At 59.4% G+C, this 23412-nt stretch carries 18 protein-coding genes, 1 tRNA gene and 1 pseudogene; 7 read left to right on the forward strand and 13 right to left on the reverse strand.

Going from position 1 to position 23412, the window contains the following annotated elements; genetic code table 11:
* Positions 1 to 334: 334 nt before the first annotated feature.
* The 9 genes from GGQ64_RS27320 to GGQ64_RS27360 all read right to left on the reverse strand — a co-directional run bounded on the left by GGQ64_RS27320 (position 335) and on the right by GGQ64_RS27360 (position 15019).
* On the reverse strand, positions 335 to 577 hold the full coding sequence (locus tag GGQ64_RS27320; protein WP_183808474.1) for a hypothetical protein: 243 nt from the start codon (positions 575 to 577) through the stop codon (positions 335 to 337).
* 106 nt (positions 578 to 683) lie between these two features.
* Positions 684 to 2969 (reverse strand): ethanolamine ammonia-lyase, encoded by a 2286-nt coding sequence (locus tag GGQ64_RS27325; RefSeq protein ID WP_425488583.1) that lies wholly within the window; start codon positions 2967 to 2969, stop codon positions 684 to 686.
* A gap of 155 nt (positions 2970 to 3124) precedes the next feature.
* Positions 3125 to 3454: an ATPase inhibitor subunit zeta gene (locus GGQ64_RS27330; protein ID WP_246422990.1), complete on the reverse strand. Its 330-nt coding sequence runs from the start codon at positions 3452 to 3454 to the stop codon at positions 3125 to 3127.
* A 109-nt stretch (positions 3455 to 3563) separates the two neighbouring features.
* Entirely contained in the window at positions 3564 to 4883 is a 1320-nt protein-coding gene (locus GGQ64_RS27335; protein ID WP_183808459.1) for a glucoamylase family protein, read from the reverse strand.
* On the reverse strand, positions 4880 to 8746 hold the full coding sequence (locus GGQ64_RS27340) for a GH36-type glycosyl hydrolase domain-containing protein (protein WP_183808460.1): 3867 nt from the start codon (positions 8744 to 8746) through the stop codon (positions 4880 to 4882). Before GGQ64_RS27340 ends, GGQ64_RS27335 begins: the two co-directional genes overlap by 4 nt.
* Before the next feature lie 43 nt (positions 8747 to 8789).
* A complete protein-coding gene (locus tag GGQ64_RS27345; RefSeq protein WP_183808461.1) occupies positions 8790 to 11252 on the reverse strand; it encodes a phosphoketolase family protein in 2463 nt (820 codons plus the stop codon).
* A gap of 60 nt (positions 11253 to 11312) precedes the next feature.
* Positions 11313 to 12341 (reverse strand): alcohol dehydrogenase AdhP, encoded by a 1029-nt coding sequence (adhP, locus tag GGQ64_RS27350; RefSeq protein ID WP_183808462.1) that lies wholly within the window; start codon positions 12339 to 12341, stop codon positions 11313 to 11315.
* A gap of 60 nt (positions 12342 to 12401) precedes the next feature.
* A complete protein-coding gene (locus GGQ64_RS27355) occupies positions 12402 to 13073 on the reverse strand; it encodes a CBS domain-containing protein (RefSeq protein ID WP_183808463.1) in 672 nt (223 codons plus the stop codon).
* A gap of 878 nt (positions 13074 to 13951) precedes the next feature.
* Positions 13952 to 15019 carry a helix-turn-helix domain-containing protein gene (locus GGQ64_RS27360; protein ID WP_183808464.1) on the reverse strand — a complete coding sequence of 356 codons (1068 nt, stop codon included), beginning with the start codon at positions 15017 to 15019 and terminating at the stop codon, positions 13952 to 13954.
* 177 nt (positions 15020 to 15196) lie between these two features.
* Here GGQ64_RS27360 and GGQ64_RS27365 point away from each other — a divergent pair, with 177 nt between their 5' ends.
* The 5 genes from GGQ64_RS27365 (at position 15197) to GGQ64_RS27385 (ending at position 20271) form a co-directional block, all read left to right on the forward strand.
* Positions 15197 to 15934, forward strand: coding sequence for a SphA family protein (locus GGQ64_RS27365; RefSeq protein ID WP_183808465.1), 738 nt, complete (start codon positions 15197 to 15199; stop codon positions 15932 to 15934).
* A gap of 97 nt (positions 15935 to 16031) precedes the next feature.
* The gene (locus GGQ64_RS27370; RefSeq protein ID WP_183808466.1) at positions 16032 to 17477 is read left to right on the forward strand and encodes a DUF1254 domain-containing protein; all 1446 of its coding nucleotides are present in this window, start codon (positions 16032 to 16034) and stop codon (positions 17475 to 17477) included.
* A gap of 13 nt (positions 17478 to 17490) precedes the next feature.
* Positions 17491 to 17700: a hypothetical protein gene (locus GGQ64_RS27375; protein ID WP_183808467.1), complete on the forward strand. Its 210-nt coding sequence runs from the start codon at positions 17491 to 17493 to the stop codon at positions 17698 to 17700.
* A gap of 64 nt (positions 17701 to 17764) precedes the next feature.
* On the forward strand, positions 17765 to 19216 hold the full coding sequence (locus GGQ64_RS27380) for a DUF1254 domain-containing protein (RefSeq protein ID WP_183808468.1): 1452 nt from the start codon (positions 17765 to 17767) through the stop codon (positions 19214 to 19216).
* Between the two features lie 38 nt (positions 19217 to 19254).
* A complete protein-coding gene (locus GGQ64_RS27385) occupies positions 19255 to 20271 on the forward strand; it encodes an HAD family hydrolase (protein WP_183808469.1) in 1017 nt (338 codons plus the stop codon).
* Between the two features lie 355 nt (positions 20272 to 20626).
* Here GGQ64_RS27385 and GGQ64_RS27390 read toward each other — a convergent pair whose 3' ends face one another.
* Positions 20627 to 20953, reverse strand: a complete 327-nt coding sequence (locus tag GGQ64_RS27390) for a GYD domain-containing protein (protein ID WP_183808470.1) — start codon at positions 20951 to 20953, stop codon at positions 20627 to 20629.
* Between the two features lie 202 nt (positions 20954 to 21155).
* Here GGQ64_RS27390 and GGQ64_RS27395 point away from each other — a divergent pair, with 202 nt between their 5' ends.
* Positions 21156 to 21395, forward strand: coding sequence for a hypothetical protein (locus tag GGQ64_RS27395; protein ID WP_183808471.1), 240 nt, complete (start codon positions 21156 to 21158; stop codon positions 21393 to 21395).
* Between the two features lie 249 nt (positions 21396 to 21644).
* Positions 21645 to 21794, forward strand: a pseudogene (locus GGQ64_RS28030) (LysR family transcriptional regulator); the annotation flags it as partial.
* Positions 21795 to 21843: 49 nt separating this feature from the next.
* Here GGQ64_RS28030 and GGQ64_RS28440 read toward each other — a convergent pair.
* The 3 genes from GGQ64_RS28440 to GGQ64_RS27405 form a co-directional block, all read right to left on the reverse strand.
* Entirely contained in the window at positions 21844 to 22362 is a 519-nt protein-coding gene (locus GGQ64_RS28440) for an IS630 family transposase (protein ID WP_425488581.1), read from the reverse strand.
* A gap of 40 nt (positions 22363 to 22402) precedes the next feature.
* Positions 22403 to 22795, reverse strand: a complete 393-nt coding sequence (locus tag GGQ64_RS28445) for a helix-turn-helix domain-containing protein (protein ID WP_425488582.1) — start codon at positions 22793 to 22795, stop codon at positions 22403 to 22405.
* A gap of 522 nt (positions 22796 to 23317) precedes the next feature.
* Positions 23318 to 23394, reverse strand: a tRNA-Met gene (locus tag GGQ64_RS27405).
* Between the last annotated feature and the right edge of the window lie 18 nt (positions 23395 to 23412).

Genomic DNA, 23412 nt, shown 5'->3' on the forward strand with positions numbered 1-23412 from the left:
AAATCTCCATAGCCTTCGACTGGGGTCCGCGGGTTCCTTCCTCGGGGACTTTCGTACGCCTCGCGGCGCCCGAAACTCTTCACGGAAGCGGACTGGCAAGTTGCAGAGGATTGAACACGAGAAGCCGACGTTGAGATCAGCCGGTGTGGGGACTCAAACTGACTCGTTGCAGGCATTCACAAAGACCCTCCTGAGGCTGTTGGTGCCCAGAGTAGCCGGCGGGATAGCGCAGTGCCAACCGCGTGATTGGCACTGCGCCCTGCCAATCCCGGTGTCCGCATTTAGCGCTGATGGACTTCCGCTCCTGTTCGGGGCCTGAGCAGTCAGGTTTCCGCTAGCAGCAGCACATTGTCTGCACCAAACAGCTTTCGACCGCATTCGCGGCGGCGGCGGCGGCGCTGTGTGGGACATCGACAAGCCGATAGGGCAAGATATCGAGCCCGTGCTGCTCCGCCAGCGCACGGATCATCGGGGCTGGACCAACGAGCGTTGGCAGGATCAGATTGGCGTCGGCGGCCTCTACCGCGCCGCGAAGCGATGTCTCGTCGCAGGGATGGACCGCGATCGCCCTGGCCAAGGGAGATCTGCCTCGCCCTCTCGATGAGGCGGTCGTACTTCGCTTGATCATGTCCTGTCGTGATGCTTTTGCGATGCCATGGAATTATCTTTCGAGCGATCTTCCGCTAGCCAAAACGGCGACTGCCGTTCACGTTCGTGCCGACGATTTCCCTGATGATGGTGAGGGTCTCCTTTGCAGCCTCCTTCGGAGTGAGAGCCGTGTCGGCGACGTTGCTCACAAGCTTGGTAATGTCGTGGTCGATATCCTTCTCGGACCATCGTTTGCCCTTGGCGACGGTGATGTAGACGGAATAAGCATGGTGCATGGTTCCGGGCCGTTCGCCGATGATGTGCAAGATCCCGCGAAAGCTGTTGGGATCTGCATTTTCGAACAGGACCTCGCCGACGCGGTAGCCGGCTCGCACCCGTCCGCTGCTAATCATGATGTTGCTGTCGCTCATGGTAACGCCTGCCTCGGCAAGCAATCGGCGCATCTCCACAAGAAAGGGTGCCAGGTGCCCGTCGTCCATGATGGCCTTGGCGTTCAGGCCGTCCGAGATGACGATCTGCCCCTTGGGCAGGTCGTCTCCCCAGGAGTCTCTGATCGCTTCGATCGCCCGGATTGCTTCCGGGCTCAACATCTCGCCCGTATTGGGGTGGGCGATGAAATCGTTGCGGTCCTTCGACAAGGTGCGGACGGGCACGACGTCAGGCACGGCGGCGATGAACTCAGGCGTGAGTTCAGCCCAGAGAGACTGCTTGGCGTCGTCGTAGAGACCCTTCACCTTGGCCGCTAGCGGTGCGTTGAGGTCCCAGATGTTAGCGCCGTGCCCTATCGCCAGATCAACGCCTCGCTCCCCGACCTCTTGCATCTTCTGTCGGCCTTCCGCTTCGATCGCTTCCTTCGATCTCCCGTCTCCCTTGGCCAGCCGGTACTGGTAGTACACCCAGAGAGGATCGCCATAGTGGGAGGTGTAGGAACCGTCCTCGGTCACGATCCCGATATGCTTGTAGAAGTTCCACATCGCGTCGTTGACCTTGAAGCCGAACTTGTCGCGGAGCCTGACATGATCCTGGAACGACGTGGTCAGATAGCTCAGCATCGGATCGTTCTTGGTCGGCAGCGCAATCAGATAGGCGGGGTTCGCCGGCAGGATCTGGTCCTGGCACCAATCCAGGTCGTCCAGGCTTACGGTCATGTGCAGGGTCGTACAGATGTCCAGGCCGATGGTAAGGCCATGGAGCTTGCCCATGACCATGTCTTCGAGGCAGCACCGCACCAGTTGCTCGCGGCTCTTGAAGACCTCCGGCCCGATGAAACCGGCGACATCGTTGACATGAAGCCAAGCGCCTTCTGGCTGCACTTTCGTAAGCTCGATCCCCACCGCCCTGCTGAAACCGTACTTCCGCGCCTCGAGCACCATCATGTCGACGCCGTTCGCAGCGCCATTGGTGAACTCGGATCCCTGGCCGGTCTCGAAGTAGAGGCCATATCTCTCCCCCTTCTTCGTGCGCGCGTATTTCAGGATCTTCTCGTTCGTGATGTCGAAGATCTTGTTGCAGCTATCCGTCCCGGCAAGGCTCTGGAACATCGTGGAGACCGTGCCCGGAAAAGTCTCGTTCACCTCCGCCTGGACGTCGATGTGCGCAAGCACGCACCACGGGATGACGTCCTGCAACTCGAACGTATCGACGATATCCTTGAGTGCACGTTCCACCGCCGCGACGCTTTGGACCGTGCTGTCCACCGGGTTGGTGCCGATGACGATGTCGCCAGTCGCGTACGAGAAGGCATCGAAAACCTGCCAGGCGATGTCATCGGGGTGGTCGGTGGGAGAATTGGGTTGGATCCGGGCCCCCATATATCCCTTCGAGCCCATCTTCGTGCCGGGCATTGCATTGAAGATTTTCTGGCTGAGGGAGACCAGTTCCTCATTGCTCATCAGTTTGGGGACGAAGCCTATCGTGTCGCTGGTCAGGCCACCCATGATGGCCTTAATTCTCTCCTCTGGTTCAGTGAGGAGAAATTCCCTCAACTGGCCCATGGTCCAGTCCTTGAGCTGTTCATACTGACCCTGATCCGTGGTCTGCCAGATCAATCTCTGCAGGTCGTCGTCAAACAGCGGGTGCTCGTAGAGATCCCTGATCTTCGTCTTCGCCAGAAGGGCGCGCGCGTTTGCGCGACTTGCCTCGTCATCGGCTCCCACTCCAATGGCTTGATCACCCTCCTTGAACGCATTCGCAGCACCGATCACCTGCTGATAGGTTGTCTGATCGAACCCGCCTTTTATTCTGCTGACATACGCAAAGACGTCCTCGTCCTGCTCGACGGCCTCGATCACAACAGCACTTCCGCTGGGTGCTGCCCTGGCGAAGTGGCTGTAGCTTGTGGCTGCAGCAATTCCTGTCATCACCAGGAGATCTCTCCTGGAAAGCCCCTCATGCCGGGGTGTGCCCTTGCTCATGGCCGTGTCCTCTCTGCAAGGTCCAGTGCGATCAGAAGCTCGGCGGGACGACGGTTACGTGAAAATCCAACGCCCCCTGTCTTCAGTAGTATGATTGAACGTCATTTCGACTGGAGACTGCGGGCGATCTGCACCAATGCGGCGTCGCTGGTATCTGCCCGCTTTACTTGTTTCTTGTCGGCAACGTCCAACCAGGATTGACTCATGACGCAGAGGATCTGCTCGTCGGAATGGTCCACGCCCGCGGCATCGAAGTCCGCTCGAATTTTGCCCAGCACGTCGCTGCGCTCGAGATCGAGCGTGGCCGTGGCGAGGTCGTCCGAATAGGCCTTGGCGCTTTCGTCACAAAGCCCGAGCCTTTTCGCCGCCCAGATGCCGACGAGCTTGTTGCGACGTACCATTCTCAACAGGTCTTCGTGACGGCTGTTCATTGTCATCTCCCTCCTGCGCCTTGCGAAAAGGCAACGCGACGAAGTCTTTCCGCGGTCATCCGTTTCGCTGCCCGGCAATTTGCCATGCTCAGTCCTCCGACAGCATCGATCAGAGCCATCCACCGGAAAAACCTGCCCGCCGCAGCCCGACGACCATCGGTTCGCATCGACGCATGATGTTCCACAGGAGACCGCTTCTGTAGTTTTCGATCATGAGAACGACCGGACCCTGGTCGATCCCGAAATGACACGGGCTGACCCACCATCCCGTCTCGCTGTTTTCCGTCGCATAGGTCTGGTTGAACGACGGTTTGAACCCGTAGAGCCGTGTCATGCCGAGGTTCATGCGCGCAAAGTTCCAGACGGTCGGGATGACGATCTCGGGAGCGAACGGTAGCGACGCAATGACCACCCATGGCGAAACAGTACCGTCATCCGGTCCGAAGGGTGCCCCTCGGGCGATATAGTCGAAAAACTCCCTGTCGACGCCATCGACGGTCCGCTTGATCCAGCCAGGTCCGTCGCTGGCCGTGAACCCCCAGCAATGGGCACCGTAGCCGACGAAATTGTTCGGGTTTCTGATCGCGTACTGTTGCTGAACATAAGCTGCATGCCGGCTGTTCCGAAAGTAGTCGCTGTTGTGCTCCCGCATGAATTCGTCACGGATGCCGCGAAAGTCGATCCACATGTGCGAAAGCTGGTGCGTGAAGAGCGGGCCCGAGTAGAGCAGTTCACGACCGTAGAGGTTTCGCCATTCATAGCTCTCGGTGTAGGCGGCGTAGGATTCAGGCGGCAGCGGATGGGTCGGAGAGCCAAGGCCCAGGATGTAGAGGAGCAAGCCCTCGTCGTAGCCGCGCCAGCGATAGGGGATGAAGCCGTTTTCCGGCCGCCAGCCATGGGTCAAGGTCAAGCCGTGGTCGCAGGCCCAGTTCCAGTCCGCCCGCTCGTAAAGTGCGTTTGCCAGATTGCGGACCTCGGCCTCTTCGGCATCGTCCCCATCGAAATAGGCGGCGACCGTCAGTGCCCCTGCGAAGAGGAAGGCGGAATCGATTGTCGAAAGTTCGCACTCCCAGACGCGTCTGCCGGTTTCGATATCGAGGAAATGGTAGAAAAAGCCCTTGTAGCCGGACGCATCCGGCTCAGGACCCTGCGGGCACTCCAGGAGAAACCTCAGTCGGCGACGCGCTATCTTCGCGGCGAACTTTCTTATGATGATGCCCCGTTCCACGAGCACCGGGACCGTCGCGAGCGCCATGCCCACCGCGGCTATGCTCGCCGGCGCATCGGATTGCGTCTTGTCGCGGACAAGCCCGTTGTCCGGGTTGGTGCAATGCAGGTAGTACAGAAGCGTCGTGAACTGGAGCCGAGCAAGATCCTGATCGGTCGGCATTCGGTTCAGGTCGGGGTCCGTCGAGAGCGATTCCATCATGGCAAACCGACCACCAGATTGACAGCGTGGATCCGTCCGTCGTCTGCGAGCGGAATGCCTCTCACGGTCAGGGTTTTCCCGTCGACGACCAGCGTACGCGGCCTCTTTCCATCCTCAGCGGCTCTGCTCACCTTGATCTGGTAGACGGTCGAGCCATATCGGAAATCCACCTCATACCCCGGCCATCGGGTCGGTATGCACGGATCGATGAAGAGATACTCGCCCTGTCGACGGATGCCGAGAATAGCCTCCAAACCCACGCGATAGAGCCAGGCAGCCGATCCGGTGTACCAACTCCAGCCGCCGCGACCGGTATGGGGAGCCTCACCATAGACATCGGCGCTCACAACATACGGTTCAGTCATATAGCGCTCTGCGTCCGCCGGAGTGAGGGCGTGATTGACCGGATTGAGCATGCTCCAGAGCTCAAATGCCCGATCTCCATCGCCGAGCAGCGCTGTCGCCAGCGCAACCCAAGTTGCCGCGTGGGTATACTGCCCCCCATTCTCACGAATTCCCGGCACGTATCCCTTTACATAGCCTGGTTGCAGCGCCCCTTTGTCGAAGGGCGGATCGAAGAGCTTGATCAGTTTGTCTTCGGGACGGACCAGTCTCGTCCATGCCGAATGCATCGCCTCGGAGGCGCGTTCGCTGTCTGCAGCACCTGATATGACCGCCCAGGCCTGCGGGATGGCATCGATCTGGCACTCGTCATTCCGGGAGGAGCCGAGGGGAGTGCCGTCATCGAAGTAGGCGCGTCGATACCAGGAGCCATCCCACGCGTGCGCTTCCAATGCGGTGCGCAGCGCCTCGGCTCGCTCGCGACACCAGGTCGCGCGCTTCTCGTCTTCCATTGCAGATGCGATATCGGCGAATGACGTGAGCACGGTCAGGAAGAACCAGCCGTTCCAGACGCTCTCGCCTTTGCCTTCCGCGCCCACCTTGTTCATGCCGTCGTTCCAGTCGCCTGTCCCCATGAGCGGGAGTTCATGGATCCCGAGACGAAGGCCCCGTTCCAACGCGCGGCAGCAGTGCTCGTAGAGCGTGCCGTGCTCCTTGCTGACGTCCGGCACGCCAAAGCTATCCTCCTGATCGTCCTTGAGAGGCGGTGACGTGATGAACGGGACGTCTATGTTCAGCAAGCCATAGTCGCCTGTCACCGATACATAGTGATGGACGACGTAGGGGAGAAAATAGAGGTCGTCGGTCATGCGGGTCCGTATCCCGACACCGGAAGGAGGATGCCACCAATGCTGAACGTCTCCCTCCGTGAATTGGCGTGCAGCGGCGCGCAGGATGTGGGTGCGTGCTTCGTCGGGCGCGCAGTGGACCAGGGCAACAACGTCCTGAAGCTGGTCGCGAAACCCGTATGCACCGCCGGACTGATAGAAGCCTGTTCGCCCCCAGACGCGGCAGGACAACACCTGATAGAGCAGCCATCGGTTCATCATGAGATTGAAGGCGGCGTCGGGCGTTCGAACCGTCACGGCGCCCAGCAGCCTATCCCACCGCTCGGAAGCGATCTCCAGGGATCTTCTGGCGCTACCCGCCTCCGCGTAGTCGCGGACGAGCCTACGAACCTCCTCGCACGTCGCCGCCTCCCCGAGCGCGAAGACCACTTCGTGGCTGTTCCCGGGTTGAACGACGACTTCGACCATAAGCGCGGCGCAGGGATCGTCGAGCGTGCCGACGCTTCCACCGAGGTCTGAGCTTTTCAGCCCCGTCGGCTGAAACACCGATCCATTCCTGCCAAGAAACTCGCTGCGGTCGCAAGTGAAAGACCTTACCGGAACGCTCGAGGCGACGAATGCCAGTCGGTCGGGAAAGTCGCTTTCCCAAAGATTCCGCGCAACGAGCGCGCCCGTCTCGGCATCACGTTCGCATTGGATCCGTGCCGAGGCATTCTCTCTCAGCGTACCGAGTACCCATTCGATGAAATAGGTGACTGTCAGTTTGCGTGGCTCTGTGCCGTCGTTGCGGATGACAAGGCGGGCGATCTTTATCGGCTCCGATACCGGCACGTGGACCGTCATTTCATGTCGAAGACGATCGCCAACGCTTGCGAAGTGGCTGTAGCCCTGTCCATGCCGTATCGTGGTCGACAAAGACTGGCCGAGAGGCAATGGCGTTGGAGTCCAGACCTCCCCGGTCTCTTCATCGCGCAGATAGACGACCTCGCCCGGAGCGTCTGAGACCGGATCGTTCGACCACGGGGTCAGCCTGTTGAGTTGGCTGTTGCCCGCCCAAGTGTACCCAAGGCCGCTCTCGCTCGTCATGCAGCCAAAATCGGGGTTGGCGATGACGTTGCACCAGGGCAAGGGTGGGCGAGCGTCGCCGTCAACGGCGATCACGTATTCGCGTCCCTCCGGGGTGAAGCCGCCGAATCCATTCCAGAAGAGAAGATCATCGCGAGGGATCTCGTTCTGTTGCGGCCGGGATCTGAATGTCGCCGTCGTATGCTCCGGGGTGTGAGTGTCATTTTCCGACTTCACCGCGGTCTGCTCTGAAAGCGACCCTCCGCTGCAACAAAAGACAACGCGCGCGGCAGCCTTGAGAGCATCCCTGCAAGCCGCAGAAAGGGCATCCACAGTCAGGAGGTGGATGCCTCCGGGCTTGCCAAGGGAGTGATCCACAAGATGCCGCTTCAGGTTCTGGCTCAATTCCATTGCTTCGCTTGTCCCGTTCTCGTCCAGAAGAACAAGATCGTAGGGAAATCCGCGGCTCGTGATGAACGTGTGGGCGTCTATGACGTCATCGATGAGGGAGGTCTCGTTTCTATCGATGCGAAGCAGCAGGATCGGCAGATCTCCGGATATGCCGATCGACCATAAGTCCTTGGCGCTGAGACGGCTTGTGCCGATCGCGGCGCGTTGCTGAGCGCTGCGGTGTGAATACGCCAACTTGCTTGCAAGCCGGTTGAAGACGGCGATCTGGGTTGGTGTGAACGCCAGCGGCTCGGGATCGCTTGTCGTCGCATCCGACAACGCGCGTTCGGCTTCGTGGATGTCGGCAAACCGCGCTGCAATGGCCTTGACGTCCGCGTCCTTGTCGCCCGCGCCCGTCACGAATGCGACCCGCCCAGCTTCGTTCGGCTCCAGCACAACTGTCCTGCGCAAGCTGAAAATGGGATCGAGCACGGGACCCGTTGTGCCTGAGAGGCTCCCGTTGCGCTCCATCGCGATCGGGTTGGTTGGCGTCCGCCCCCGTCCGAGAAACCGGTAACGGTCGGTTTCGTACTCGACTGACGAAATTTCGTCTCCACTCGACGAGGAAACATGCACCGCCCAGATCGGCTTGTCCGCAGCGCTGCGGGGACGACGCCTTGCGAACAGTGCGGTGGTCTCGGCATCGAACCGGGTTTCAACGAAAAGCTTGGCGAAGGCCGGGTGAGCACTGTCTGCATGTCGGACGTTGAGGCAGATTTCCGAATAGCTTGTCAGTTCGAGTTTTCTTGCCGTTTTTCCCTTGTTGAACAGGTGGACCAGGCGGACTTCGGCGTCGCAGTCTGGTGCCACGCAGTTTTCCCAGCGAACTTCGATGTCGCCGAACGAACAGCAAAAGCTGGCACGATCGCCCAGAAAATTTTGCTCGTATGTGGCGTCAGACCGACAGATCGGCTGCTTGCCGATTGTCCAAAGCTTTCCGTCGCCCAGGTCCCGGATGTAGCAGAACTGACCACAGCAATCCCGCGTGACATCTTCCCTCCACCGGGTAACGTCAATACCGCACCAGGATCCGAAGCCTGATCCGGTCTCGGTCACAAGCACGCTGTACCGTCCATTCGAAAGCAATGCGATGTCGGGAGACGCACCGATGGAGCAGGCAGAAACGCCTACTACTGCTTTCTTGCGCGATTGGCCCATCAGACGAATCCTTCAATCGATGTGGGCATGATTCGTCGCTCGGTCAGGTATTATCGCCTTCCGTGGACGTCGCTCCCTTGGCTTGCTGCCCGCCTTTGGCGCCCCATTTCCATCCACTGATCGAGGGCATGTCGTCACCGTGCTTTTCGATGTACTCGCGATGCTCGATCAGCTTCGCCTGGATGGCTTGCTTGAAGTAGGCGGCACGGGCACCCAATTGCGGCAGGCGATCGATGACGTCGCCGACGAGGTGGAAGCGGTCCATCTCATTCAATACCACCATGTCGAAGGGTGTCGTCGTCGTGCCTTCTTCCTTGTAGCCCCGGACATGCAGGTTCCTGTGGTTCGTCCGGCGATAGGTCAGCCGGTGGATCAGCCAGGGATAGCCGTGGAAAGCGAAGATGATCGGCTTGTCCCTCGTGAACAACGCGTCGAAGTCGCGATCCGACAGACCATGCGGATGCTCCTCGGCCGGCTGCAGCTTCATCAGGTTGACGACGTTGATGACCCGCACCTTCAACTCCGGCAGGTGCTCTCGTATCAATTGCACCGCCGCCAGGGTCTCGAGTGTCGGTACATCGCCGCAGCAGGCCATCACGACATCGGGCTCGCTGCCGCGATCGTTGCTTGCCCATTCCCATATGCCAAGCCCCATGCTGCAATGCCTGACCGCCTGCGACATCGTCAGCCATTGCGGGGCCGGCTGCTTGCCGGCGACGACCACGTTGACGTAGTTGCGGCTGCGCAGGCAGTGATCCGTGACCGAAAGCAGGGTGTTGGCATCCGGGGGGAGGTAGACGCGGACCACCTCCGCCTTCTTGTTGACGACGTGATCGATGAAGCCGGGATCCTGGTGGCTGAAGCCGTTGTGATCCTGCCGCCAGACATGCGAACTCAGGAAGTAGTTCAAGGAAGCGACAGGCCTGCGCCAAGGGATCTCGTTGCACACCTTCAGCCACTTCGCATGCTGGTTGACCATGGAGTCGATGATGTGGATGAAGGCTTCGTAGCAGGAGAAGAAGCCATGACGGCCCGTCAGTAGATAACCCTCCAGCCATCCCTGGCATTGGTGCTCGCTGAGCACCTCCATGACACGGCCATCCGGTGAGAGGTGGTCGTCTTCCGGATAGATCTCGGCCATGTAGCAGCGGTCGGTGACCTCCAGCGCATCCTGCCAGCGGTTGGAATTGTTTTCGTCGGGGCTGAACAGGCGGAAGTTCTTGTCGCCGAGGTTCTCCGCCATGACGTCGCGCAGGAATTTTCCCATCATCCGCGCAGATTCCGCCGTCGCAGCACCCGGGCTCGGGACGTCTACGCCGTAGTCGCGGTAATCGGGCATCTTGAGATCACGCAGCAGCAATCCCCCGTTCGCATGGGGATTATCGCTCATCCGTCGACGCCCACGCGGTGCCAGTGCAGCCAGTTCGGGTTTGAGCTTTCCCGTTTCGTCGAACAGTTCCTCGGGCCGATAGCCCTTCATCCATTGCTCGAGAATGCGGATGTGTTCCGGCTTGTCCATCTCGCCCATCGGCACCTGGTGCGAGCGCCAGTAGCCCTCGCATTTCTTGCCGTCAATTTCGCTCGGGCACGTCCAGCCCTTCGGCGTGCGAAAGACGATCATCGGCCACGCCGGACGCTTCAGGTTTCCGTTCTCGCGGGCGTCAGTCCAGATGTTGCTGATTTCGGCAATGGCCACGTCCAGGACCTCTGCAAGCTTCCGATGGACCTGCTCAGGCTCGTCGCCTTCCACGAAATAGGGCTTGTAGCCCATTCCTTCGAAGAACTTCTGCAGCTCATCCTTCGGAATGCGCGCGAGGAAGCATGGATTGGCGATCTTGTAACCGTTCAAGTGCAGGATCGGCAGGACACAGCCGTCCCGGGCGGGGTTCAGGAACTTGTTACCCTGCCATCCGGTCGCCAACGGTCCGGTCTCTGCCTCGCCATCTCCAACGACGCAGGCGACGATCAGATCCGGATTGTCGAACGCCGCGCCATAGGCATGGCTCAAGGCATAGCCGAGTTCGCCGCCCTCATGGATGCTGCCGGGGGTCTCGGGCGCGACGTGGCTGGGAATACCGCCGGGAAAGCTGAACTGTTTGAACAGCCGCTGCATTCCCTCGGCATCTTCGCTGATGTTTGGGTAGAATTCGCTGTACGTGCCTTCCAGATACGCGTGCGCGACCAGTGATGGTCCGCCGTGTCCCGGGCCGATCACGTAGATCATGTTCAGGTCATCGCGCCGGATGACACGATTGAGGTGCACGTACAGCATGTTCAGGCCCGGCGACGTGCCCCAGTGGCCCAGCAGGCGCGGCTTGATATGCCCGCGCTTCAACGGCTCGCGCAGCAGCGGGTTGTCTAGGAGGTAAATCTGCCCGACGGAGAGGTAGTTCGACGCACGCCAATAGGCATCCATCAAGGCCAACTCGTCCGGCGCCAGCGCGGCAGCTGGGTGCGCTTTGCCGGATGTCGCCTCTGTTTGCGCTGCCGTTTCATGCGGACCCATCGTAGCCTCCCGAGCAACAGGAACTGATGAATTCTATTCGTCTCGCATTTTAAGGATGGCCTAGTGCAGTCTCATGACGATGCGGCCATCGATCTTGCCTGCCTCCATGCGGCGGAAGATGCCATTGATGTTTTCCAGGCTGTCCCAGGCGAAATGCGGGGTGGCTTTGCCCTCTGCTGCGAACTGGAGGGCCTCCTCCAGATCCTGGCGCGTACCAACGATCGAGCCACGAACGGTGATGCGCTTCAGCACCGTTTCAAACACAGGCAGGGCGATTTTTCCTGGAGGGAGGCCGACGAGGACCATCGTCCCCTTGGACCGCATGAAGCCATAGGCCTGTTCCATCGCCGCTGGGGAAACCGCCGTCACCAGCACGCCATGGACGCCGCCATTGGTCGCTTCGTGTACGCGTTGAACGGCATCTTCGGCCTTGCCGTTGACGGTGACGTCAGCGCCAAATTGCTTTGCCAGCTCGAGTTTGTCTTCGAATATATCTGCGGCGACGACATTCATTCCCATCGCCCTGGCATACTGCACCGCCATATGCCCCAGCCCGCCGACCCCTGAGACGGCTATCCATTCTCCGGGACGGACTTCCGTCTCTTTCAGGCCCTTGTAGACGGTCACGCCTGCGCACAGAACGGGAGCGGCAGGGCCGAATTCCAATTGTTCGGGAAGTCTGCCGACGAAGTCCGGATCGGCCAATCCGTATTCCGCGAACGTGCCGTTCACCGAGTATCCGGTATTGGCTTGCGAGGCACAGAGGGTCTCCCAACCGGTTCGACAGTATGGGCAATAGCCGCACGCGGTGTGAAGCCACGGCACACCGACCCTGTCGCCTTCTTTCACCCGTTTCACACCCGCGCCCACCGCCGCCACGAACCCCACGCCCTCATGCCCAGGAATGAACGGTGGGGTTGGCTTTACGGGCCAATCTCCATTCGCTGCATGAAGATCCGTATGGCACACCCCCGTCGCCTCATATTTCACGAGTATTTGCCCGGCCGCAGGCGTTGGCACCTCTATCTCCTCGATGGAGAGAGGGGCGCGGAACTGTCGAACGACAGCTGCCCTCATCTTCTGGGCCATCTCCATTCTCCTCCCATGTCCTTCTTATGGGCTCTTTTGGTCGCTCGGGCGGAAAGCGCGCTATTGCGGGTATGGATCAGGAAAGTGTTCGACCACGCCCCTGACGCCGTGCACGTTCTCAGCCAGAAGGCGCGCAGCGCGCCGGCAGCCGGGCGTCTCGACCTTTCCCCAAAGATGGACGACCCCATCGCTGACCGCGACAGTCAAATCCGATCCTTCCAGGCCAGTGTCCTCACCGAGCCGCGCCGTGACGCTCCGTCGTATAGCGTCGTCGTCCACCGGCGTGTCGTCCACGCGCGTGGACAAGATGGCTTGCAAGAGATCCCTACGGCTGACGATGCCGACGAGCTCTCCACTCCGCACCACGGGTATGCGTTTGATGCCGCGATCCTGCATCATCTTCGCCGCGCGCGACACTGACGCATCTTCGTCGATCGTGACGGGACCGGCGGTCATCGCGTCGCCCACCCTCCACGAGCATCGCTTCACGTAGGCGGCAGCTCTGTCATCGGCGGCAAGCTCCGTACCGGATTGCGACGTATTTGCACCGCTGTACAACTCGGTCCTGCGGATCAGGTCCCCCTCGCTGATGATCCCGAGCAAATTCCCTTCATCGTCGACGACCGGAACGCCGCTGACGCGATTGTCGAACATCAACCTTGCTGCTTGTCTGACGCTATTGTCAGGCGAAATTCTAACGACGACCGTCGTCATTACGTCTTTGACGCGCATGAGCCTAACTCCGGCAAGGACCTGTTACCGTGATTGGCAAGAGGCAGAGTAGTCCCGGCAGGAGGGTTCGACAACCAATTCTTCAGCGGCAAAGTAGTGCCTACAGTAAAATACGGTGCAACCTGCAGATGACGCCCGCTTCTGTTGATGGACTACGACGATGCGGGCGTGGTCTCGATCTCGAAGTCACGTGGGCACAATGAGGATTGCGATAAAGCTCTCGCTTGCCCCATGCTAATCGGCAAGAAACGCCGGTAGCCATCGTCACGGCCGATCAGCGACATTCGGTTCCAGTGCAAGAAGTGCAGATTGCGCTCATGGATTGCGGATAAAATGGCGTCCCCGGAGTCGTAATGAAGCAGCTTGACGGAAACCGTTCTCTCGAAATCGGGGCGACTAGGGCAGCAAACTTGATCTCCCGTCGGCAACCCGAAAGCGGCCTTACTTCCGAGCAGAGACTTGCGAACGCCCGTACCGGCAGGTCTGGGGCCGCGAAGCAGCCGAAGCCGTTCTTCTGCTGTAGTCCCAAGTCCGTAGTATACAATGAGCGCGGCGAAGTCTGCCTGTGGCGTATCCAAGTCGGCGAGACCTGGCGCTGGTGACGTCCGCTTTCGGGTAGCGGCCAAGCTGCTCGCTACGGCCGACATGGGCGCGCATTGCGGACAGGCTGCTCAAGCAGGAACCGACCTGTCAGTCTCGGGGCTGACAGCAGGCCGTCCAGTGTCAGGGCACCCAGCACGGAAGCTGGACATTGTGAGGCCTCGGTTTTAAGGCCCTGCCCCCCAAAGCCGCATTCGGCAAATAGCAGCACCTCGCGAAAGAATTCCACTCCCCTTTTCGTTCAATCCGTGGAAGCGAGCATTCAATCGTGCCGCGGATTAACGCCCCAAGCTTTGCATCCAGTCGCCAAACGAGTTGGCACCTGTTTGGATGCAGCAAGGTGTTCGAGGCCCGGAAAAAGATCGTGCCTCGGTAGGGGAGTATCCGAATTCCTTCCGAAAGCTGCGGCCAAATTCATCACCTGACGTGAAGCCGAATTCCTGTGCGACATCATAGACGGGACGGCGATCATTAACATTCGACAACGTCGAATGTGCCGCCATGAGCCGCTGGTGTCGAATCTCCTGGGCGACGCCTCCATCGCCGTCGAATATCCGATAGAGCTGACTTCGCGAAATCCGGAATTCCCGGCAGATGTCGGTCGGTGAAAGGCGAGAGGATCGAACACTATGGCGTACATACGAACGAATGCGCTGTCTCATGGTGAGTTCAAGACATTCCCGCGCCGAGAACAGCTTGTCTTTCGTTGGAGCAAGGCATGTGGAAATCATCATTTGGACCGCCGCACCTGCAGCCGCCATCTCTTCATCCGACAGATCGGGAAGGCGTTTTTCCATCAACAAAAGAAAGTCAGCCAGAAGGCGGGAGAGTCCATCATCGATCGGGGATGAACTGAGCGCATCGAGAGTCGCCGCGAGTTCAGGGAACAAGTCACGCGGCAAATAAACGAACATCATTTCAACTGCACTGGCGGAACCTTTGAACGGCCGCGTCAACGCTCTTGAGGTCAGTCTCCCAGGCACGTTGTTGCTCACGAAGTCATCGACTCTGGTTTTCGCAAAACCGCATTTGTTGAGTGAAAGGACCCAGTGATCGACATTGCCCCGACGCATGGCAGCGGTACTCAGCTCGTAGTCCATTGCATCGAATTTCTCGGAAGAAAGAACCATGTTACCGAGATTGAACAGGTTCATCTCCGCTCTATAGCCGTCTCCGGGACGCACGCCGTCCGGTAACGAGACCTCGATCAGCGAATTCATCTCATCGCGCCACACCGCAAACTGCTGGTCTGATTGCAAGCCGCCAGTCGAAAAACGCAACGCGGCCGAATTCTTCAGACGGGAACCGACGCGGTCGGACAATGAAGGCGTTGCATGATCGCTCATTTCACTTCCTTCCCAACAGCACCCGCGCCTTCGGTAGGCGGTATTGGGACGCACGGCGGGATTTTGGGACGTTTCCCCCGATGGGATTGCTAACAGAAACATGTAGCCTTGGCGAGTATTCAACGGCTTACTCGAAAAGTTGTGATTCTGCGGTGTTGGCGTGGGAGGGCATTGGAGATGACGTGTTTTAATGCGTTTGTCACTCCGGGAGGTGTCTTTCGAGGTGTCGCAGCGGCGGGCCGATTGCCTACTCCCCAAGGTGCCATTCCTTCGAGGCAATGCATAACCGCGGCAGCTTTGACTTTGGCACCGGGAGGCGGGGTAATCTCGGGTTCTCGGAGCGAAGGGCTCACTTCCATCGGGGATGTCGTGCCGCAGGTCACGATGAAATGGAATGACGGCGTCCACAACTACATGACGTATCTCACGGGTGACGTTCCCGTTGGCGACTACGACCCGGATCGTCTCGCCAATCTTGGGTTAGGTCATGCGGCGATAGATGCGGGCGCTGGCTACACGTATCTCGATCCCGCGACTGGTCATGAATTCTCAATCGTCGGTGGCCTCACCTACAACTTTGAAAATCCCGACACAGATTACAAGAACGGCATAGACGCGCACATCGACTGGGCTGCCAGCCAATTCCTGAACGAACAGTGGCATGTCGGGTTGGTCGGCTACGCTTACCAGCAACTCTCGGGGGATAGCGGCAGCGGCGCGACCCTGGGCGACTTCAAATCGAGAGTGTTCGGCGTCGGGCCGCAGGCCGGTTACAAGTTCGACGTGAGCGATGCGACCACAGGCTATGTGAATCTCAAGGGCTATTACGAGTTCGGTGCCAAAAACCGTCCCGAGGGGTGGAACGTCTGGCTCATGTTGGCTTTCTCGCCAGCCGCGCCCGGGTCGGGCCAGTAAGGAAGAAACCGGAATGTAGCCGCCAGGCCGACACTCCCGCCCTCTCATCGGTGTGGAGTTCCCTTAGGTGGAATACGGGCGAAAAAGGAGACCTTCGATGCGTAGACGATTTGCAGCTTTTACTTTCGCACTGGCGCTGGCGACCACGCTAGGCGATGTCGGCTTTGGCTCGTGGGCACACTCTGCCCGAGCTCAAAGTTTCACCGCCGCGGAACTCCATGATCGTGCCGTCTATCGCCGGGCGGTCGAAGCAGTCATCTGGGGCATGCCGGCGGTCAACTATGACCTCATGCTGCAGGAGATGCTGGCCAAGACCAAGGGCAAGCCCGGCGAGGTCATCTATTGGGGCAAGGCGCTTGATTGGATGAACCAGACGCTGACGCCCAACCCGGACACGCTCTACCTGATGACGTTCTTCGATACGCGTAACGGGCCGGTCGTGATCGAAGTCCCGCCGGCGAACGGCGGGTCGCTCAACGGCAATATCGTCACCGTCTGGCAGATGCCATTGGAGGATGTGGGGCTTTTGGGCGTCGACAAGGGTGCGGGCGGCAAGTTCGTGATCCTGCCGCCGGGCTATTCGGGTAGCGTCCCCGAGGGCTTCAGCCCGCTGCAATCCGATACGTTTGGCGGCTATGCGTTGCTGCGCTCGAACCTGGCGAGCCACAGCGAAGCCGATGTCGCCAAATCCATCGAATACGGCAGGAAAATCAAGGTCTACCCGCTGGCGCAGGCGGGCAGCCCGCCGCCGACGGTTTTCACCGACGTCAAGGACGTGCTGTTCGATTCCACAATCCGTTTCGACTCGACCTTTTTCGAGCACCTCAATCGCATCGTTCAGAACGAGCCGTGGATCACCCGCGATAACGCAATGATCGATCCCTTGCGCACGCTCGGCATCGAGAAGGGCAAGCCTTTCAAGCCCGATGCGGAAACCCGCTTCCAGCTTGATGCGGCGGCGGTGGAGGCGAAGGCGTGGCTCGACGCCAAATATGAGGCTGGGTGGACCTCGTTCTACGAAGGTACTTCTTGGCGACCTGCGGCAATACCCGAACTCGCGAAAGCCGCACAGTCAGGGTACACGTTGCCGGATGCCTACCCGACCGACTCGCGAGCCGTGATCTATACGCTCGGTTACATCGGTATAAAGCGCCTCGGAACGGGGCAATTCTATCTGCTGACGTCAAAGGGCAAGGACGGTGACGCCCTCGATGGTGCGCAGAATTACAAGTTGACTGTCCCGGCGAATGCTCCGGTCGATCAGTACTGGTCCGTCACGGTTTACGATCGGCAGACGCATGGGCTGGTCCGAAACATGGAGCGCGCCAGCCGCGCCTCAAATGCGGCCGACGTTCAGAAAAACGCAGATGGTTCGGTCGACCTTTACTTCGGACCGCAGGCTCCCGCAGGCAAGGAATCGAACTGGGTACCCACCGATCCGTTACGCGAGTTCGAGCTGATGTTCCGCGTTTATGGCCCGAAGAAGGAGTTCTTCGAGAAGGCCTGGGGCCTGCCGGATGCCGAGAAGGTTTCGGCACAATAGCCGGGAGGCGCGGATGACCTTCGGTGCGCGGTTCGTCAAGTGGGGCCATGGCCTCTTCCTGTTCGGCATCTTCGTGACCTTCGGGATCGTCGCACATTGCTGCGTCGGTGCGCGTTGGCCGACAGGTGAAGCGAGCTTCGTGGCTGTCTATTTCGGTGGTGCAATCCTGATGTTTGTCACGGTGCAACGTGCGCTTGACAACATACCGGCAGAAACAAACTGACAGCGAACGCGCGATCGTGCCCACCGCATGGTGGGCAGAGTGCAAAGGGATGGGAGGAGAAGTGATGACATCCGCACACTACACAATCGGGCTGCTGGCCGCCTGCGCTATCACAGTGTCGTCATGGGCCGGGTCCTCCGCTGCACAGGACTACGAGTTCAAGGGAGGCTATCCGACGGCAGCGACGGTTCGGAAGGCTTCCGATGAGACTGACCTTAACCGCGCAATCCACGCCTATCGCTTCTTCTACCCGACCGCGTCCAGCGCCGCCATTTTTCGTGAGATGAAGCGGCTCGGCGTGCAGCCGAACAAGGTGTTCGGGTATATGGACACTCAGCCGCGCCATGTCGGCTTTACGCTGAACTCCGACACGCCCTACGGCGGCATGCTTCTCGATCTCAATGTTGGTCCGCTTGTCATCGAAATACCGCCTGGCCCGCTTCTCGGCGCGGTCCTCGATATCAACCAGCGCTGGATAGCGGATATGGGCGTTCCCGGCCCAGACGGCGGCAAAGGCGGCAAGCACCTGTTGCTGCCGCCCGGATACGAAGGCGACATTCCAGACGGCTATCATGTTGCTCGGGCAACGTCTTTCCAGGTGATAGCGGGGATGCGCGCGCTGCCGGAGGCGGGCGACGTACAAGGGGCCATTGAACGCCTCCAGACCATCAAGGTCCATCCGCTCGACACGGGAACCAAGTGGACCGCGCCGACATGGATCGACCAGACGCCGATGCCGCAGGACCAGACCCCGACAAAGATCGAGGACAAGCTGGAATACTGGCAGATGCTCCATGAGATCGTGAACGCCGAACCGCCGCTACAGGATGAACGGACACACTACGGCGATCTGGCCGCGCTCGGCATCGTCAAGGGGCAGCCCTTCAATCCGGACGAGCGAATGAAGGGCATTCTCGAACAGGCGGCCAAGCAGGGTTCGGCGCAGATGCGGGTCGAATCCTTTGCGGATCAGCGCCCGGACCGCATGGTATGGCCCGACCGCCAATGGCAGTGGGCCGCCTTGCGCTTCGAGAACGGGACGTGGGATACGGCGGATTACCGGGATACCCATGCCGCCGACAAATGGTTCTATCAGGCGATCGCCACATCTCCCGCCATGTTTCGACGCGATCCCGCAGCCGGCTCGCTCTACTGGCTCGGACTTCACGACAGGGGCGGCGACTACCTCGACGGCGGCAAGAGCTACAAATTGAGCGTTCCGCTTCCCGTACCCAACCGGCTCTTCTGGTCGGTGACTGTTTATGATGCCGAGACGCGCAGTCAGATACAGACGGATCAGGCGAAGGCCGCCTTGCGGTCCCTGTTCGAACTCAAGAACCTGACGGGCGAAAGCGTCGATCTTTATTTTGGCCCGGAGGCACCTGCTGGTCACGAGGATCGCTGGATCAAGACTACGCCGGGAAAGGGTTGGTTCGTTTATTTCCGGATTTACGGCCCGCAGCCTTCCGCTTTCGATGGGACCTGGAAACCGGGTGATTTCGAGTTGTCCGAATGAACCCGAGGCTTCGGAGCCATCTTCGACAGGAGGTGTACATGTCTGTTCAATCAACACGGTTCTCGCAGAATGGAACCTGGAGAGATTTGTCGCTCTCTGGACTCGTGATGATGATCGCCGTCATCATCTCCACGCAGGCATTCGCCCAAACAGATGCTCTCCCTTCTTGGAACGACACCGCCACGAAGAAGGCCATCGTCGAGTTCGTCACCAAGGTCTCGACGGAGGGAGGAGCCGACTTCGTTCCGACGGCCGATCGGATCGCCGCGTTCGACATGGATGGCACGCTAACACCCGAACATCCGATGCCGATCGCCCTCATTCCTGTCCTCGCGGACATAAAGGAAAATGTCGCGAAGAACCCATTGCTGGGCGCTCGGCCAGCCGTCGCTGCATTGTTGAAAGGCGATCTGAAGACAGTCTTGGCGCAGGGTGAAGATGGACAGGCGGACATCATCGCCGCCGCGACGGATGGAAAAACCACGGAGGAGGTTGCCGCCAACGTCCGGCCGATGCTGGACAAGGCCATCTCCGAGAAGTTTGGCGTGCCATACACCAAGACGACCTACAAACCCATGCGCGAGCTTATCGATCTGCTGTCGGCAAACGGCTTCACCGTCTACATTTGCAGCGGCAGCCCCATTCTATTCACCCGAGAAATTTCCGACGAAATGTTTGGGATTCCGCCGGAACATGTGATGGGAACGTGGCTTGAAACGAAGGTGGAAGAGCGTGATGGCAAAACAGTTCTCGTCTACACGGGCAATGTCGGGCACCTGAACGACAAGGAAGGAAAGCCCGTGACGATCAACCTTGCTATCGGCAAGCGGCCGATCTTTATCGGCGGCAACGAAGGCGGTCGCGGCGACATCGCGATGATGCGCTGGTCCAAGGACAGGAATGGCCCGAGCTTCCAGATTTTGATCAACCACGACGATGCAGAGCGCGAATTTGTATACTCGGAGTCGGACAACTACTCGTTGGACGCCGCGAAACAGTTCGGATTTCATGTTGTCAGCATGAAGGATGACTGGAAGGAGATCGTCGGAAAGTAGACACAGACATTGTCTGATATTCATCGATAATCTCGACGACGGTTTCGACCGGTGGTTCATCAGAAGCTCTGGGCCACTCGGCCATGTCTGGTTTTGGCGGGTTCCGGACACGGCGACTGGCAAAGCGGACCGACGGCTTTCATGAAACTCGAACACGTGGCTCGACCGACCGAAATGGGGGCGCATAGCGGACAACGAGCGTCGACAGGACCATAGGCTGACACGGCGACAGGCCACCGTAGTGATCCGGCTTGTGGTGGACCAAAGTCACACCCTGATCGCTTATCCCGCACGTTCATCTTTTTAAGATAGGCACCGCTAGGCATGCCGAATTGGATAGGTGCAAGACCAACACCTACGCTCCCGGCGAGCGATAACCAACCGTTCTTGCTAACTCCATAGCCTCCAGTGTTTCCTCCACCGTAAGCAATGGCGTCGTCTCGAACTTTGACACAGCGCCACCGCCTCCAATCGCGATTGCGACGGCGGCCATCGAGACGTTGTCGGGTGCCTCCCACAGGGTATACCCGTCGTGCGATCCGAATGCGTACCAAAAGCCGTGAAGTTTACCTCCGACTGATTCAATGTAACTACGCGCGGCATCCCGACGGTCTTCGGGATTTCGTGTCAATCTATCCCAGGTTTGCGGTGTGTAGCTGAAGCGTGTCAGGTAGAGTGCCATTGCCGATGCTCCTTCACTCGTTACCATATCATTTTACAGCATAGTCGGGATACAATCGTATCGGCAAAACGGCCTCCGTGGCGCTTTAGTTTTCGGCAATACTTGTCTTGATCGCCCGCCATTGGCGCTGGGCCGATGCTGGGCTATCATCCATTAGTTGCCGGAGAGGCATCCGCGCTCAGGCTTTGGAGGAGCGACGCCCATGATTGTCAGGATTTCAATTGCCCTTTTTTTGGCGCTCGCGCCTGTGAATGCCTTCGCCAATCAGTGCCCCACCATGATGGCGGCAATTGACGCAGCCCTCCCGAACGCCTCCCTGTCTGAAGCCGATATGGCCAAGGTCAAACAGCTACGCCAGCAAGGCGAACAGTTGCACCAGTCCGGCGACCACACAGGCTCGGAGGCATCACTCGGGGAAGCGAAGAAAATGCTCGGACTCTGAAGAGCCGGGTCGCCCCCGGCCTTTCAGCTTCGAAAAGTTCGAACGGTCGGCAAGGCCGCTCGGCTGCTCTTCCGTCGCGGTCTGGTGGCTGAAGACCAATGTCCGCTTGTGGCGCAATCAAGCCGTCAAGCCCTGTTGCTGGCGACGTCTGCTTTCGGGCAGCGGCCAAGTTGGTCTCTACGGGCGAGTTGGGGGCGCGAAGCTGCCGTTCATAAATGCGACGAGGAAACATGGTCTTCGGACCGGTAGCGAATCATCGCCGGCGAACTGGCCGCCGGCAAGTTGAAACCTGTGATCCCTGAGTGGATCGGCGAACCCGGCCCAGTCTATGCGGTGACCGAGACTCGATTGCTTCCGGCCAAGACCCAACGCTTCATAGAATTCCTGCGCGAGAGGCTCGGGATGTCGCCTCGAGGAGCTTCGGGTTGTCGCCTAAAGCCTGTCGCATCTATTCTGCCTCATATCCTGCGGCCTTGAAGAAGTTTCGGCATTCGGCCACTGAGAAGAGGCTGACGATATCGCCGAGCGCGTGCGTGATCGCATCAAAGTTGCGGGCGGCCCGCTTTTGCAGCAGCGCCTTGAGCTTCGAGAAGGCCATTTCGATCGGGTTCAGGTCCGGTGAATAGGGTGGCAGGAAGAGCAGCCATGCGCCTTTGGCCTTGACCAGTTGCTCTGCTCGCTCGCTTTTGTGGAAGCCGACATTGTCGAGGATGACGACATCGCCTGGCGATAGCGTCGGCGCGAGCTGGGCCTCGATCCAGGCTTCGAAGATGCGGCTGTTCATCGGCGCATCGACGATGAAGGGGGCGGTCAGGCCATGGCATCTCAGTCCGGCAATGAAGGTCTGTGTCTTCCATTTGCCGAAGGGAGAATAGGCGACAAGCCGCTGCCCTTTCCTTGACCATCCGGTGCGCTTGGTCAGTTTCGTGTTTGTCGATATCTCGTCGACGAAGACGAGCCGCGCCAATGCCTTGTTGAAGAACCGCGTTCGACGGTCGGTCCAAAGCTCACGCGCCTTGGCGATCTCCGGCCTGCACTGCTCGCTTGCCCTGAGGTTTTTTTTTATGGCTGAGCCCCAGCCGGTGCAGGAATCGGCCGACCGTCGCACGATGGACGTCGACCCCGCGCCCGGCCAGTTCGATGCACAACTCATCCAGCGTCACCTCGCCATGACCAGACACCCGCTCGCTGATCCAGACGCCATGGACAGCAAGCTTGCTGCCGGGTGGGGGACCCTGCCTGGCCGGCGCGAGTGAGCCGGACGACCGATGCAGGATCACCATATTGTTGACGAACCGGGGCGAGACCCGGAAATGCCGGGCAGCCTCCCGGTTGCTGTTACCCTCTTCCACAAACGCAACGACACGCGCACGCAACTCGATCGGATGCGGCTTGCCCATGGTGGCTCTCCTTCCATGGGCAAAGTGAATCACAAAGCAAACGAATGCGGAATCCTGAATCCGGTTAGCTGCGAACTGCTTTAGAGGTCCGCCTGAAGCAGGCACCAGCGGAGGAGGATTTCGGGGAGAAGATCAAGAAACTGAAAGCGGAAGTGAGCCCGGAAGCCGTCGAGTTGATCATCAACTCCGCCTTCTATTACATGCGCGAGCACGCCGACACGGAGACGAAGCAGCCCTTCATCAACATCGTACGCCAGTTCTTCCAGAAAGTGGTGATCGGCAAGACACCTGGGCACCAACCGGCATCACTCGAAGTCCACGGTCGCATCGCCTCGATCCTTGCTGCCATGGAAGCAAGCACGATCCTGGAAGAGCGCTTCAAGCTACTGAAGCACCACGACTATCTCGCCCGGCGTGAGAGCGGTGAGCTCGACACGGAGCACAAACGCAAAAAGCTCCTCGACGCTTACGCGGAGGAGCTTTCGTTGAAGCGACTTGAATGGTCAAATATTCAAGTCTCAGTGGTTGCGGGGGCAGGATTTGAACCTGCGGCCTTCAGGTTATGAGCCTGACGAGCTACCGGGCTGCTCCACCCCGCGTTAGTCTTGAGCGCCGGG

Origin of the sequence: Mycoplana azooxidifex (assembly GCF_014196765.1) — a bacterium.
In the GTDB taxonomy this organism is placed as follows: Bacteria; Pseudomonadota; Alphaproteobacteria; order Rhizobiales; family Rhizobiaceae; genus Mycoplana; species Mycoplana azooxidifex.

Coding starts and splice junctions, on each gene's coding strand:
- GGQ64_RS27380 (WP_183808468.1), top strand. CDS start 17,765: ATGACATCCGCACACTACACAATCGGGCTGCTGGCCGCCTGCGCTATC.
- GGQ64_RS27375 (WP_183808467.1), top strand. CDS start 17,491: ATGACCTTCGGTGCGCGGTTCGTCAAGTGGGGCCATGGCCTCTTCCTG.
- GGQ64_RS27365 (WP_183808465.1), top strand. CDS start 15,197: ATGACGTGTTTTAATGCGTTTGTCACTCCGGGAGGTGTCTTTCGAGGT.
- GGQ64_RS27385 (WP_183808469.1), top strand. CDS start 19,255: ATGTCTGTTCAATCAACACGGTTCTCGCAGAATGGAACCTGGAGAGAT.
- GGQ64_RS27360 (WP_183808464.1), bottom strand. CDS start 15,019: ATGAGCGATCATGCAACGCCTTCATTGTCCGACCGCGTCGGTTCCCGT.
- adhP (WP_183808462.1), bottom strand. CDS start 12,341: ATGGCCCAGAAGATGAGGGCAGCTGTCGTTCGACAGTTCCGCGCCCCT.
- GGQ64_RS27330 (WP_246422990.1), bottom strand. CDS start 3,454: ATGAACAGCCGTCACGAAGACCTGTTGAGAATGGTACGTCGCAACAAG.
- GGQ64_RS27325 (WP_425488583.1), bottom strand. CDS start 2,969: ATGACAGGAATTGCTGCAGCCACAAGCTACAGCCACTTCGCCAGGGCA.
- GGQ64_RS27370 (WP_183808466.1), top strand. CDS start 16,032: ATGCGTAGACGATTTGCAGCTTTTACTTTCGCACTGGCGCTGGCGACC.
- GGQ64_RS27335 (WP_183808459.1), bottom strand. CDS start 4,883: ATGATGGAATCGCTCTCGACGGACCCCGACCTGAACCGAATGCCGACC.
- GGQ64_RS27355 (WP_183808463.1), bottom strand. CDS start 13,073: ATGCGCGTCAAAGACGTAATGACGACGGTCGTCGTTAGAATTTCGCCT.
- GGQ64_RS27345 (WP_183808461.1), bottom strand. CDS start 11,252: ATGGGTCCGCATGAAACGGCAGCGCAAACAGAGGCGACATCCGGCAAA.
- GGQ64_RS28445 (WP_425488582.1), bottom strand. CDS start 22,795: ATGGGCAAGCCGCATCCGATCGAGTTGCGTGCGCGTGTCGTTGCGTTT.
- GGQ64_RS27340 (WP_183808460.1), bottom strand. CDS start 8,746: ATGGGCCAATCGCGCAAGAAAGCAGTAGTAGGCGTTTCTGCCTGCTCC.
- GGQ64_RS27395 (WP_183808471.1), top strand. CDS start 21,156: ATGATTGTCAGGATTTCAATTGCCCTTTTTTTGGCGCTCGCGCCTGTG.
- GGQ64_RS27390 (WP_183808470.1), bottom strand. CDS start 20,953: ATGGCACTCTACCTGACACGCTTCAGCTACACACCGCAAACCTGGGAT.